We start from the raw sequence: 13,156 nt of genomic DNA on the forward strand, positions 1-13,156 counted from the left end.
TCGCACAAAGGGGTCGAATCGGGGAAAGGGGGTCCCCGAGCGTGTGACACTACGGAGCCTCTCGGCTCCACTTTCACTATGGCGTCAGACATCCAAAAATCCTGAGGTGCATTTCCACTGGAGATTTGTAAATAATACGGCCAGATGTTCGAGTATCTACGTTTAAAACCGCAGGCGAAAGGGACCTTACTCCTCTAGCTGGAGCAGTGAGGTGACGTCGACGCCGTCGTCCAGCAGCGTCTGCATCCGTTCGACGGTACCCTGGTCCCGCGTTCGGCCCGACCGAAGCACGTCTTCGACCCGGTCGATAGTCGTCCGCGTGTCGGACTGGACGAGCAGGATGGGGACGTTCTCGTCTTCGGCCCGGCCGAGCACGGCGCTCGCCGGGCGCAACCCGCCAGTCAGCAGGAGCGCTTTGATGCCCGAGGCTTCGAGCGCCGCCGTCTGGACCTCCGAGCGGTCGCCGCCGGTGACCATCACCGCGTCGCGGGTGCGCCGGAACTGGTCGAGGGCGCTGTTGCCGCCCATCGCCCCGACGGTGAACCGTTCGACGTGGACGTCCGTCGACGCCTCGTTGGTGAGTACGTCGGCGCCGAGACTGCGAGCGAGGTCTTCGACCGTGATGCCGGCGAGCTCCTGCACGCGCGGGAGCGACCCGAACACCGGGACGCCGCGGCCTTCGAGGAAGGGCAGGACGTCGTCGGTCAGTTCGTCCATCGCGGCGTCGGTGACGCCGTTGAACAGGACGCCGGCGAGGCGGTCACCGAGCGACCGGGCCGCGGCGAGCACCTCGTCGGCGTCGCCGACGGTCGCGTACCCACAGACGAGGAGGACGCGCGCGTCGAGCGCTTCGGCGATGTCGGCGTCGGTCAGGTCGACGATACTGCCCGTCTCGAGACGGTCGCTCCCTTCGACGACCATCAGGTCTTTGCCCTCGGAGATGGCCTGGAAGTTGTCGACGACGCGCCCGCGGAGTTCGTCTGCGTCCTCACGGCCGCGGATGGCCTCTTGTACGAACGTCGGCGAGTAGACGATTGGCTCCATCTCGTGGACCTCCGCGTCTAACCCGAGCAGTTCTCGGGCCAGCATCGGGTCCTCGTCCCGGGTTTTGCCGACCGCACTCTGGAGTCGGGTGCCTTTCGGCTTCATGTAGCCGACCTCCTTGCCGGCCTCCTGGGCCGCCTTTGCGAGTGCGAGGGTGATTGCCGTCTTGCCGATACCTTCCTCCGTAGACGTGACGAGTAGCGTGTTCGAGTCGGTCATAGTTCCTCCTGGTCGATGGTGAGTCGCAGGTCGACCGCCTGCACCCCGTCGGGGGTCGCGACGAGCGGGTTGATGTCCAGTTCGACGATGGCCGGGAAGTCCGTGACGAGCTGTGAGAGCCGCTGGACGGTCTCGACGAGGGCGTCCTCGTCCACGGGGTCACGGCCGCGGGCCCCGCGCAAGAGCGGCGCGGAGTCGATGTCGTCTAGCATCTCTCTGGCCTCGGGTTCGCTCACTGGAGCGACTCTGACAGTGTTGTCTTCGAGGACCTCCACGAAAATACCTCCGAGGCCGAACAGCAGGAGCGGGCCGAACTGCGGGTCCCGGTTCATCCCGAGGATGGTCTCGGTGCCCGAGTCGAGGTCGACCATCTCCTGGACCTGCACGCCGAGGACGGTCGCGTCCTGCTGGTAGTTGCGCGCGCGGACGACGAGGTCCTCGTAGGTGTCTCGAACCTCGTCTGGCGGGACGCCGACCTCCACGCCGCCGATGTCGGACTTGTGGAGGATGTCCGGGCTGACGATCTTCATGACCACCTCGTCGCCGATCTCCTCCGCGAGGTCCTGTGCCTCGCTGGGCGAGGAGACGACGCCGCCTCGTGGCGTCGGGATGCCGTAGGCGTCGAGCAGTTCCATCGCTTCGACCCCGAGGCGGTTCGTGTTCCGCCGGGCGGCGGACTCCAGAACCTCGCGAGCGCGCTCGCGGTCCACGTCGAAGGCGGTCGGCTCCTCGTACTCGCGGGCCTGTATCTCCCCGTAGTCGCGGAGGGCGTCCAGGCTATCGACCGCACGCGCGGGGTCGAAGTAGTTCGGGATGCCGGCCTCGCTCAGGATGTCCTGCCCTTCGCCGACGGACTTGCCGCCCATCAGCGTCGTCGCGATGGGCATCTCGGCCTCCTGTTGCTTCTCGGTGACGACTTCGGCGAGTTCCTCGAAGGAGAGGACCGCCGTCGGACAGGCGACCACGACGGCCATCGAGACGTTGTCGTCTTCGAGAACCGTCTCTAGAGCTATCTCGAATCGCTTCGCCGGGGCGTCTCCGATGATGTCGACCGGGTTGTAGATGTTCGCCTCGTCGGGCATCGTCTCGCCCAGTCGGTCGAGCGTCTCGTCTTCGAATTCCGCAAGCGAAAGGTCCGAGTCGCCGACGGCGTCGGTCGTCATCACGCCGGGGCCGCCGGCGTTCGTGACGATGGCTATCTCCTCGCCGTCGGGGAGTGGCTGGCCCGAGAGAATCTGTGCGAAGTCGAACAGTTCCTGTACGGACTCGACCCGCAGCGTGCCGGCCTGTTCGAGGCCGGCCTCGTAGGCCCGTTCGGACCCGGCCATGGCCCCGGTGTGTGAGGCGGCGGCCGACGCCCCGGCGTCGGTGCGCCCGGACTTTACGAGGACGATAGGTGTGTCTTGTGTCACCTCGCGGGCGGTCTGGATGAACTTCTCGCCGTCGTCGATATCTTCCAGATAGCCGAGGATGACGTCCGTCTCGGCGTCGTCGCCCCACTCCGCGACGAAGTCCCCCTCGTCTAAGATGGCCTTGTTCCCCAGCGAGACGATGTCCTTGAACCCGACGTCGCGTTCGGCGGCCCAGTCCAGGACGGCGGTGACGAACGCCCCCGACTGACTCATGAACGAGATGTCCCCTTCGGTGGCCATCTCGTTGCCGAACGTGGCGTTCAGCCCCTTCGGCGTCGACATGACGCCGAGGCTGTTGGGGCCGACGAGGTTGAGGTCGTACTCCTCGGCGGCCGCACGGAGGTCACGCTCCCGGGCCGCACCCTCGCTTCCGGTCTCGCCGAACCCGGCAGTGATGACGACGACGTTCTCGATGCCGGCCGCACCGGCCTCCCGTATCGCCTCTACGGCGACGTTCGGCGGTACGACGACAACGGCGACGTCGATGGTCTCCGGCGCGTCGACGTCGGCTACCGCGTCGTAACACTGGAGACCCAACACCACCTCCTTGTACGGGTTGACTGCTACGACCTCCCCGTCGAACGATTCGAGCAGGTTCGACGTGATGGCGCGACCGACCGAACCCTCCGAGTCGGTCGCACCGATCACGGCGACCCGTTCCGGCGCAAACAGCGTCGATAGTCGTCCCATTCCTCTAGTCGCCGGTAACGGATACTCGGGGAAATAACTGCCGAGGTAATCCCGCAAAACGGGAATATGGGTGTTTAATCGGGTGATTATGGGGTTTTTGAGCTGACAGGAGCGGCGAGACAGGCGCGCCACAGCGGGGTATTTTTCCCCGTCGACTGCCAACTCCGGGCGATGACCGATCCGGTGTCGCTGACCGTGTTCGACGACGCGGTGATTCGGGCTATCGCAGACGAGAACGACGTGCCTGAAGCGGAACTGCGGGAGGCACTCGCGGACCACCAGCAGACGATGGCAACGAATCCCGGCGTCGAGGACCTCGTCTACGAGTGGCGAAAGCGGTTCGAGGACCCGGTACTCCACCGAGCGCCCGAGGTGTTCGTCCTCGGCGTCCCACCGACCGTCTGGGAGGAGTTCCGCGACCACTTGGGCTTCGAAGAACACGTCTTCACGGCCGTCACGGCCGTCCATCAGGAACAGACGCTCCGGACAGACGACGTCGCCGTCGAGGAGATCGCGCCGGACCACGTCGCCATCGTCGTGGCGCGGTAGCCCGCCGGCGCTAAGCCGCCGTTATCGGCCGACGGGGTGAGCGCGTGTCTGGAACTTTTGAGGACGATAAGGCGACCGTAGCACACGGCAGGCCCGCGGTATCGGTTCTCGACGTCTGGGGGCCGCCGATACCGACGTAATTACAAACAGGGTCTGCTCCCTCGGCGTAGACGGAGGACAGCAATGGTACCAGCAGACACACGGCCCGATCGAGGAACCGCGCTATGACCGACGGACCGACCTTGACCAGACGACGAGCGCTCGCCCTCGGTGGCGGGACGCTCGGAGCGCTCGCCCTCGGCAGTTCGACGGTGCTCGGACAGCGCGACGACGGACGTGACGGCAACCGGACGTACCGCGTCACGGTCGCTAACTTGACGCGCGGCCAACCGTTCACGCCGCCCGCCGTCGCCGCACACCGGTCGAGCGTCGAAGTGTTCGCGGTGGGCGAGGAGGCCAACAGACCGACCAGACAACTCGCGGAGAACGGGAATCTCGACCCGCTCGTGGACCTCATCGACGACACGAACGCCATCCGGGGCGCCGCAGTCGGTGAGTCACCGCTCGTGCCGGAAGCGGACCCCGGCGATACGGGCCTCCCGTACTACACCGAACTCGAACTGTCGGCCGATTCGAGCGCCGAGTACCTCACGTTCGTCAGCATGCTCGTGGCGACGAACGACGGAATCGTCGGACTGGACACCGTTCCGTTGCCCGACCGAGTCAACGAGTCCCGGACGTACTACGCCAACGGGTACGACGTCGGCACCGAGGAGAACACCGAACTGTTCGAGGACCTCGTCCCGCCCGCGAAGACGCTCATCATCGGAGGCGAATCGGAGGGCACCACGCGGAGCGACTCCGACATCTCCGAGGACGGCGTCATCCGGCCACACCCCGGTATCGACGGCGTCGGGAACCTCCCGCCGTCGGTGTACGACTGGCGCGAACCGGCCGGCTATCTGCAGGTCGAACGAGTAGAGTCCTGACCGGTCGGACGGGGGACGACTCCGATCCGGGTAGCGGGTGTTCCCCGAAACACGAAAACGAATTCGAGTGCCTCATCAAAGAAATAGTTTTTTGGCAAACCGAAAATCTCTTTCTCGTGTGGGAAGTTTTAAGTATTGTCCGTGAGTATGTAGAGATGCCTATGGCCACTCAGGAACACGTCCGGAAGCAGTTCGGTGAGGTCGAAGAGAACAAACTCCGACTCGAGAAAGAGAAGTCAGAGCAGATTATCGACGCCCTGAACCAAGACCTCGCAGACGCGTACACGCTGTATCATCAGTTGAAGAAGCACCACTGGAACGTCGAAGGTGCGGAGTTCCGAGACCTGCACCTCTTCCTCGGCGAGGCCGCGGGCAACGTCGAGGCCGCCGCTGACGAGATCGCAGAACGGGCGCAGGCGCTCGGTGGCGCACCCATCGCCGGCGGGGCAGAGCAAGCCGAACACGCGAGCGTCGAGTACGAGGGACAGGACGTCTACGACATCCGCACCTCCCTGCACAACGACCTCGAGATGTACGGCGACGTCATCGAGTCGCTGCGCGACCACATCGAACTCGCCGAGAACCTCGGCGACCACGCGACGGCACAGATCCTCCGCGAGATTCTGGTCGAGACGGAAGAGGACGCACACCACATCGAACACTACCTCGAAGACGACACGCTCGTCGTCGAGGGCGCGATGGACTGAGACGGACGGTTCTATCACTCGGTGGCTGTTGTCAGCACCGAGACGTTCGCGTACGCGTCGAAAACTGACCCGTTTTCTGTGAGAACTACCGACGGAGGTCGACGGTGAGGTCGGTCGCGATCCACCCCTCTTGATTGCCGTCTTCGGTGAACACTGTCCTGTCTTTGACGCTCTCGTGGGTAGTGACGGTCGGGCGGTCCTCGTCGGCGTCCGCGACCTCGCCGTCGTCCGTCTGCGATGGCATTATCGGAGATTAGGCCCCCCTAAAGCAAAAAGGGTTTTGGTTGGCCTAATCGTCGCGGCGAACTTTTGTACCTCTCCCCGCAAGGTGGGAGTATGAGTGCCAGTTCCGGCGACGACATCACTGCCCTCCTCACAGACCTCGTCCGGACGCTTCGAGACCTAGAGACGGAGATGGAACCGACCACGGAGAGCGGTCGGCCCCGACCACCGACGCCGAAGGAGTTGCTCCGGTTTACGAGCGACGTGACGATACCGGCCGCTATCCTCGTGCTGAAGACGAACGTCGAGGCGCTGAAACTCCTCCGGCGCGCTCTCCGGATGGCCGAAGGACGCCCGACGTCGACCGGGTCCGGTGCGAGCGAGGTCCGTCGGCGCGCGACGACGTTGAGCAAAGCGACGCTCACGCGCCTGGACGACGCCCTCACCGACTTGCAGGACGCCGTGGAGGGGCGACCACAGGACGAGGACGCTCGGGAACTCCTCGAAGAGGCCCGTGAGTTACGCTCGGACCTCGCCGAGCAGTTGGCCGAGACGCAGGACGATGATACCCTCGAAGGTGGTATCGACGAAGTCCCCGTTGACGTCGACGCGGAACTCGAGTCTATCAAGGACGACCTCGAAGACGCCGAAAACGGACGCGACGACGACGGAGACGGCGGAAACGACGACGTGTGAATAGCGACACTAATGGTTGCATAATAAACATAATGTTTTATTATTGTACAGCTGTACCTACAGGTACCGATGCAGAACACAGAGTGTCCAAGGACGCGTCGGGCGGAACTGTTCGTCAGGACTGAGCTACCGGGGCCGTCCCGGAAGCGGCGGACGGCCGTCGAGACACGGTTACAGGAGCTACAGTGCAACGGCGTCATCGACGGGTTCGAGACGACGACGTGGGCAAAGCGCATCCCCATCAGCGGCGCCGGCGACTGTCTGGAGCGGACCCGATACAACGAGTTCGCCGACTGGGCCAGAGCGACGGGCGCCTGTCTCAGCCCGTTTTTCGGCGTCCGGACCTGTTACAGCACCGAGACGGGCGAGCGACGGAAGGAACTCGTCCTCCCAGCCATGTGTCTCGCTATCTACGAGGACGGCGAACTGATACAGGTCGCACCGTTCAGCGAGGACGGCACGCCGAGGTCTATCGACGACTGTCTCGGCGAACTCGGTAACGCCGAGAGTCCGGCACCTACCGGCCCGACGACTGCGTCCACGGCTGACTGACGATGAGGGATACGTACACCGATACGGCTATCTCTGCAACCGACCTAGGACACTCATCCGGTGTACGATACCATGACTCATACCCGTCGGATGACCGTCTACCTTCGGTCACCCGTTCCTGACGAAACCGAACGGCGGCAGGCGAGCGTCCTCGGGCGAACCGACTCGCTTCGCCAGCAGGGCCTTCTCGACGACGTCTCCGTGAAGTACTGGCACCGGCTATCGACGGGAACCGACCCGCGTGAGACCGAGGACATCGCCGCGATGGCGGCGTGGGCCGAGGCCAACGACTGCTCGCTCACGCCGACGTTCGACCGCCACGACCGACACAGCGCGTTCACTGGTGACGATTCGGTGGTGACGCTCCCGGTCATCTGTCTGTCCTACTGGGAAGACGGCGAACTCGTCGGCGTCTACCCCCACCGGGGGTCGTGTGGCCACTGTACCGTAGCCGACGGACTCGATAGAATCGAAGCGGCGTTACAGTCCGGTGAGGCGTTAGCTCACACCGGGTCCCAGCGGTAGCCGCCCCACTCCTGGCTCTCCGGGTTCTCGCGCTTGAGGCCGACGTCGGGGTCCCGCAACTCCTCGACGTAGACTGGCTCCACTTCCGCACCCGTCTCGATTTCCTCCGTGGTCACCTGTCCGAGCGCACGGACCACGTCGCCGTCGACGTCGAACTCGACGATGGCGAGCGTGTTCGGTTGGCGGACGCCCGGCGGCGTCGCCGTGGACTTCGTCCACGTGACGACTTCGCCGCGCTGGTCGGAGAAGTCGAACGTCTCCTCCTGCGGTTCGCCACACTCCGGACAGCGCGGGTGCGTGGGGTACGAGACGTGACCGTTCGGGCACTTCCCTGCTTCGAGAGTCATTCTGCGGCCTCCATGATAGTGGTGATGACACAGTTGCCAAAGCCACCGACGTTACACGCGAGTGCCGTCTCCGCGTCGACCTGTCGCGGGCCGGCCTCGCCGACGAGTTGCTCGTAAATCTCGACGCCCTGTGCGACGCCGCTGGCACCCAGTGGGTGGCCCTTCGACTTCAGGCCGCCCGAGGTGTTGATCGGCAGGTCGCCGTCTTTCGCCGTGGCGCCGTCCATCGCCAGCTCCCACGCAGTGCCTTGATCCGCGACGCCGATCCCCTCCAACTGGAGGAACTCGAGGATGGTGAACATGTCGTGAAGTTCGGCCACGTCGAGGTCCTCGGGGCCCAGACCGGCCATCTCGTAGGCCTGCTTACTCGACTCCACGACGCCGCCCATGACAGTAGGGTCGTCGCGTTCGTGGACCACGTGAGTGTCCGTCGCCCCGCCGATACCGGAGACGACGGCGTACTCGTCGGTGATCTCCTTCGCTCGCTCTTCCGTGGTGAACATCATCGCGGCGCTCCCGTCCGTGATGGGACAGAAGTCATAGAGCCGAAGCGGATCCGCGATGATTGGCGAGTCGAGTGCCTGCTCGACGGTGATCTCCTTCTGGAACTGCGCGTTCGGGTTGTCGACGCCGTTCTTGTGGTTCTTCACCGCCACGCGCGCGAGCGACTCCCTCGGGGCCTCGAACCGTTCGAGGTAGTGACGGGCAGTCATCCCGGCGAACGACGGCAGGGTCACGCCGTGTTTGTACTCCGCTGGATGCGTGATGGAGGCGATGATGTCAGTCGCCTCACCTGTCGTCTTGTGGGTCATCTTCTCCCCACCGACGAGCAGCGTCATCTCGCTTGCACCGGAGGCGATCGATTGCCACGCCTCGTAGATGCCCGCACCGCCCGAGGAGGAGGTCTGGTCGACCCGTTCGCTGTACGCCGGCAAGACGCCGAGGTCGTGGGCCAGCGCGTTCATCACGCCCGTCTGGCCCTCGAACTCGCCGCTCGCCATGTTCGAGACGTACAGATGCTCTACGTCGGTCGGTGTGACACCGGCATCGTCGAGGCACTCTTCGCCCGCTTGGGCGAGGAGTTCCTGTATCCAGGCGTCACGCTGCCCGAACTTCGTCATCGACGCACCGATTACTGCGACTCCCATGTGTGAGCACACTCGGGGGGGTAGTGTATTCGTTACGGTCCCACCAATTGAATGAGACGACGCTACGCCGAGGGCGCGACCGCGAGGCCGCTCCCAGACACCGTCGAGACAGTCGACACGCGGAGTCGCCACCCGTCGCCGAAACGGCTGGCGGACACGATAGCTGGCGGAACGCCGGTCCGCCGGAGTAGTTCCACGGCCACGGGGAGGACTGGACACCGGTCACCGTCCAGCGACGGCCGATACCCAGCGAGCGTGATGCGGTACTGGCTTTCCCCGTGGTCTGGCGTCGGTTCGACGCTGAACGACCGCACGAGGTCACAGGACCGGAGCGTGGTGAGCGCGCTCCGACGCGGCCGGTCGGCGGTCGACCGCCGCGGCAACCGACCGGCGGCCGCCGAGAGGACCGTCGCCTGCTCGTCCGGCGGTAACGCCTCGTCGATGGCCGTCGCGGTGCTCTCTAGCATCGAGAGACAGAGTCGGGTCCTGTTCTCGGTCGTCTCCGCGGCCTCGAGGTAGGTGTCCATGACCCGGCGCTCGATGCGTCCGTACCGGTTCGAGAGCGTCTCGAACAGTGCGCCGGCCACCCGGTGACAGTACGCCGGAAGGGACTGTGTCACCGTGGCCGTGGTCGACCCCGCAGTGGTCTGGGAGACGACGAGGCCGTGGACGGCGACGTACGGGTCGTACCGCCGGAGTGCGGTTCGGTAGGCGGTCGCGACGCTCGCGGCCTCCGCCGCCGTCTCTCTGTCCGGGAACTGCTTTCCGGTCACCGGCACCGGCGACTCGCCGGTCCGAGCGCTGCGGACGCGGTAGGGACCGACGGCGACGCTCAGTTCGTCGATTCGCGCTCGGATGTCCGCGAGTGTCCGTCCGACCATGTTACAGTGAGTGTTTCGGCACTATCTCGGGGTCAGGCGTGTACCTGACGGCCGCCTCGATGTCGAACACGTCCCGGAGGAGTGCCTCGGTCACCACGTCGGTCGGCGGCCCCCAGTCGTACACGCTGCCGTCGTCGAGCGCGATGAGGTAGTCGGCGAACCGCGCGGCCTGCGCGATGTCGTGGAGGACGACGACCACGGTCACGTCTCGTTCCTCGTTCAGCCGCGTCACCGTCTCCATCACCCGTAGCTGGTGGTGTAGGTCGAGGAACGTCGTCGGTTCGTCGAGCAAGAGGACGTCGGTGTCTTGGGCCAGCACCATCGCGATGAAGACCAACTGCTTCTGGCCGCCCGAGAGGTTCCCGACGGGCTCTCCCCGGAGGTCCTCGACGCCAGCGAGGTCGATGGCGCGGGCGATGGCTTCGGCGTCGGATTCACCGAGCGATTCGAAGAAACCGCGATACGGGTAGCGACCGTGGGCGACGAGGTTCTCTACGGTGACCGTCTCGGGCGCGTCGTTCTCCTGTGAGAGATGCCCAAGCTCACGGGCGAGGGCCTTCTGGTCGTAGGTCTGGACGTCTTTGCCCTCCAGCAAGACCTCGCCCTCGTCGGGACCGAGTTGCCGAGCGAGCGTCTTCAGGAGGGTGCTCTTGCCACTGCCGTTCGGGCCGACCAGCGCCGTTATCTCGCCACGTGGTACGTCGATGCGGTCGACGGTGACGACGGGTTCGTCGGTACTCGCGTAACCGATTTCGAGGTCGGACCCGACCACGGCACTGTCGGCGGGCTGTGCCTCCGAATCCGAGTTCGTCAACGGGTCGTTCGTATCGGGTGTCTGCATCAGAGTTCACCGAGTTGTCGTTGTTTTTGCATCAGGTAGAGGAAGTACGGGCCACCGAGCAATCCGGTGACGATACCGACCGGGAGCTGGATGGGCGAGAGCGCGAGGCGCGCGCCGACGTCGGCGGCGGTCACGAGCGCGGGGCCGGCGAAAACACAGCCGATGACGAGCCGGCGGTAGTCGGTCCCGACGATGTTGCGCACGAGGTGTGGCACGACGAGGCCGACGAAACCGACCAGCCCAGCCACGGCGACGGAGATGGCCGTCGCGGCGATAGCGAGCGCCGAGAGCCCAAACCGAACGCGCTCGACCCGCATCCCGAGCGAACTCGCGGCCTGTTCGCCGAGCAGGAGGACGTTCAGTTGGCGTGATCCCGCGATAGCGAGCCCGAGAGCGAGGACCGTCCACGGCAGTGCCAGCCGGACCTCGCTCCAACTCGTCCCCGTCAGCGACCCCGTTAGCCACGACAGCGCCGTCTGGACGACGCCGGTGTTGCCGGCAAAGAAGAACAGCCCGGTCTGTAACGACTGGCCGATGGTCGCGACGACGATGCCGGCGAGGATGAGGCGTACCGGGCTGGTCCCGTTCTGCCAGGCGATGGCGTACACGAGCAGGAACGCCGCCGTACCGCCCACCGCGGCGACGAACGGGAGGTACGACGAGAGGACGGGCACGAGGATGAGGACGACGAGCACCGCGAGGCCCGCACCTGCCGAGACGCCGAGGACGTAGGGGCTGGCGAGTTCGTTGCGCGTGATCGCCTGAAAGATGGCGCCGGCCACGGCGAGGTTCGCACCCACCATGACGCCCACGAGGATGCGCGGGAGCCGTATCTTCCAGAGGATGAGCGTACTGTTCGCCACGTCCGGGAACTCGCCGCCGAGGAGGAGTCCCGCCAGAACCCGCGGGTCCGCCACGATAGCGGGGTCGGTCAGCCCGGCGATCACCTCCGCCGGGGTCATCGGGTACGAGCCGTACCGTAGTTGAACGAACGACGCGACGACGAATACGACGGTGCTCCCGAGGGCGAGGAGCCCGAGTTGGCGGTCGAGCAGGACGCGCCAGCCGTCGGAGACGCCACTCACGTTGTCGCCGGGCCCGCTGTCGCCGTGGGACTCGTGGGTCATCTGGTGGTGCGCCTCGGTATCAGAAGTTCCCGGTTACGATTTCGGAGACGCGACCGCGGTCGAACAGCGTCTCGTCGCTCGTCACTTCGCCGAACGTCTCGGGGAACAGCTGTTGTGCCGCCCGTTCGGTGAGGAAGAGGTTCTGAATCGGCCCCTGATGGAGGAACCCGCCGCGGTAGACGCGCCCGTTCTGGACGCACGAGAGTTTGCTCGCGACGTCGTGGTCTCGCATGTAGGCGAGGACCGTGTTGCGGAACTCCTCGGCGGACTTGCGCTCGTGCCCTCTGACCAGTAGTACGTCGGGGTCGACGTTGAGCATCGATTCGTAGTCGATTTTGCCCCTGTCGGAGGTACTCAGGCCGTCGATACCCGTGCCGGCGAGCGCGTCGCCGACGCCGAGGTCGTGCCACTGCTTCTTGCTGGTTCCCTTGTCCGTGATGCGATACGGCGAGAACTGCTCGGGTTGGTCCGCGCCGGCGTACGTCAACAGGACGTTCGGGCGCTCGCCGGCCGACGGGAGTTGCGTCTGTACCTTCGTGATGAACTCGTCGTGGAGCGAGGCGAACTGCTCGTAGCGCTCGGTCTCCTTGAACAGGTTCGCCAGTTTCCCGAACGCCTCGTACATCGTGTAGTAGCGGTAGTCGTGCCACTCGTCCTCGCGTCGGAAGTTGAGGTTCCCGAAGAACGGCGCGACGGCCTCGCGAATATCCTCGACGTCGCTCTCGGACCACCCGAACCAGTTGATGAGCATCTTCGGGTCCATCAGGTGGACGTCGTTCTCCAGCGCGTAGAACGGCTCTTTGGGGATGGTGTCGCCCAGTAGTTCGTTCTCGGTGAGCGTCGAGCGGTCGACGTTCACACCGTCCAGTTCGTCGTAGACGTAGGTGTAGTACCGGTCTGCGTACCCGATGCCGGTGATGCCGTCGGCCTGTCCGAGCGCGACGGCCATGTCGGCGTACGCGCCGTCGTAGGCGATCCACTTCTCGGGGACGGACTCGAACGTCACCTCGCCCATCGGGGCCATCGAAACCGAGTAGGAACTGCTTTCGGTGGTGGTCGTCGATCCCGTCGTTCCGTTCTCCGAGTTCGTTCCGTCCGTCTCGCTGCTACCCTGCGAACAGCCAGCGAGGAGTCCTGTGAGTGCGATACCACCAGTCTTCACGAAGTCGCGACGATCCATGCTTAGGTTTAGGCCACCCTAATTGTG

Annotated in this window: 15 protein-coding genes; 6 read left to right on the forward strand and 9 right to left on the reverse strand. The window is 65.1% G+C overall.

All coding sequences use genetic code 11. The features are described from left to right. Positions 1-186: 186 nt before the first annotated feature. Both NDI85_RS02315 and acs read right to left on the reverse strand, forming a co-directional pair. A complete protein-coding gene (locus tag NDI85_RS02315) occupies positions 187-1,263 on the reverse strand; it encodes a phosphotransacetylase family protein (RefSeq protein ID WP_188995016.1) in 1,077 nt (358 codons plus the stop codon). Then, complete coding sequence (gene acs / locus NDI85_RS02320) at positions 1,260-3,365, reverse strand: acetate--CoA ligase alpha subunit (protein WP_188995014.1); 2,106 nt, start codon at positions 3,363-3,365, stop codon at positions 1,260-1,262. The genes NDI85_RS02315 and acs overlap by 4 nt, the downstream gene beginning before the upstream one ends. A 171-nt stretch (positions 3,366-3,536) precedes the next feature. Between acs and NDI85_RS02325 the strand changes: the two genes are divergently transcribed. The 3 genes from NDI85_RS02325 to dpsA all read left to right on the forward strand — a co-directional run bounded on the left by NDI85_RS02325 (position 3,537) and on the right by dpsA (position 5,610). Beyond that, positions 3,537-3,914 (forward strand): hypothetical protein, encoded by a 378-nt coding sequence (locus tag NDI85_RS02325; protein WP_188995012.1) that lies wholly within the window; start codon positions 3,537-3,539, stop codon positions 3,912-3,914. Positions 3,915-4,138: 224 nt separating this feature from the next. Next, a complete protein-coding gene (locus tag NDI85_RS02330; protein ID WP_188995010.1) occupies positions 4,139-4,903 on the forward strand; it encodes a spondin domain-containing protein in 765 nt (254 codons plus the stop codon). Positions 4,904-5,064: 161 nt separating this feature from the next. After that, complete coding sequence (gene dpsA / locus NDI85_RS02335; RefSeq protein ID WP_188995008.1) at positions 5,065-5,610, forward strand: DNA starvation/stationary phase protection protein DpsA; 546 nt, start codon at positions 5,065-5,067, stop codon at positions 5,608-5,610. A gap of 85 nt (positions 5,611-5,695) precedes the next feature. Here dpsA and NDI85_RS02340 read toward each other — a convergent pair whose 3' ends face one another. Further along, entirely contained in the window at positions 5,696-5,854 is a 159-nt protein-coding gene (locus NDI85_RS02340) for a hypothetical protein (RefSeq protein WP_166970084.1), read from the reverse strand. Between the two features lie 92 nt (positions 5,855-5,946). Here NDI85_RS02340 and NDI85_RS02345 point away from each other — a divergent pair, with 92 nt between their 5' ends. From NDI85_RS02345 to NDI85_RS02355, 3 genes are all read left to right on the forward strand, one after another. Further along, complete coding sequence (locus NDI85_RS02345; RefSeq protein WP_188995006.1) at positions 5,947-6,528, forward strand: hypothetical protein; 582 nt, start codon at positions 5,947-5,949, stop codon at positions 6,526-6,528. 69 nt (positions 6,529-6,597) lie between these two features. Next, entirely contained in the window at positions 6,598-7,080 is a 483-nt protein-coding gene (locus NDI85_RS02350) for an HTH domain-containing protein (protein ID WP_188995004.1), read from the forward strand. Positions 7,081-7,152: 72 nt separating this feature from the next. Further along, positions 7,153-7,605: an HTH domain-containing protein gene (locus NDI85_RS02355; RefSeq protein ID WP_310914789.1), complete on the forward strand. Its 453-nt coding sequence runs from the start codon at positions 7,153-7,155 to the stop codon at positions 7,603-7,605. On the opposite strand, the gene NDI85_RS02360 is transcribed toward NDI85_RS02355, so the two are convergent. From NDI85_RS02360 to NDI85_RS02385, 6 genes are all read right to left on the reverse strand, one after another. Next, positions 7,584-7,952, reverse strand: coding sequence for a Zn-ribbon domain-containing OB-fold protein (locus NDI85_RS02360; RefSeq protein WP_188995000.1), 369 nt, complete (start codon positions 7,950-7,952; stop codon positions 7,584-7,586). The genes NDI85_RS02355 and NDI85_RS02360 overlap by 22 nt on opposite strands. Next, positions 7,949-9,100 (reverse strand): thiolase C-terminal domain-containing protein, encoded by a 1,152-nt coding sequence (locus NDI85_RS02365; RefSeq protein WP_310914790.1) that lies wholly within the window; start codon positions 9,098-9,100, stop codon positions 7,949-7,951. The genes NDI85_RS02360 and NDI85_RS02365 overlap by 4 nt, the downstream gene beginning before the upstream one ends. 62 nt (positions 9,101-9,162) lie before the next feature. After that, positions 9,163-9,981 carry a hypothetical protein gene (locus tag NDI85_RS02370; RefSeq protein WP_310914791.1) on the reverse strand — a complete coding sequence of 273 codons (819 nt, stop codon included), beginning with the start codon at positions 9,979-9,981 and terminating at the stop codon, positions 9,163-9,165. Position 9,982: 1 nt separating this feature from the next. Next, complete coding sequence (locus NDI85_RS02375; protein ID WP_310914792.1) at positions 9,983-10,822, reverse strand: ABC transporter ATP-binding protein; 840 nt, start codon at positions 10,820-10,822, stop codon at positions 9,983-9,985. Further along, positions 10,822-11,949 carry an iron ABC transporter permease gene (locus NDI85_RS02380; protein WP_310914793.1) on the reverse strand — a complete coding sequence of 376 codons (1,128 nt, stop codon included), beginning with the start codon at positions 11,947-11,949 and terminating at the stop codon, positions 10,822-10,824. The genes NDI85_RS02375 and NDI85_RS02380 overlap by 1 nt, the downstream gene beginning before the upstream one ends. A 19-nt stretch (positions 11,950-11,968) precedes the next feature. Further along, on the reverse strand, positions 11,969-13,129 hold the full coding sequence (locus NDI85_RS02385) for an ABC transporter substrate-binding protein (RefSeq protein ID WP_310914794.1): 1,161 nt from the start codon (positions 13,127-13,129) through the stop codon (positions 11,969-11,971). Between the last annotated feature and the right edge of the window lie 27 nt (positions 13,130-13,156).

The organism is Haloarcula sp. S1AR25-4 (genome assembly GCF_031624555.1).
Taxonomy (GTDB): domain Archaea; phylum Halobacteriota; class Halobacteria; order Halobacteriales; family Haloarculaceae; genus Haloarcula; species Haloarcula pellucida.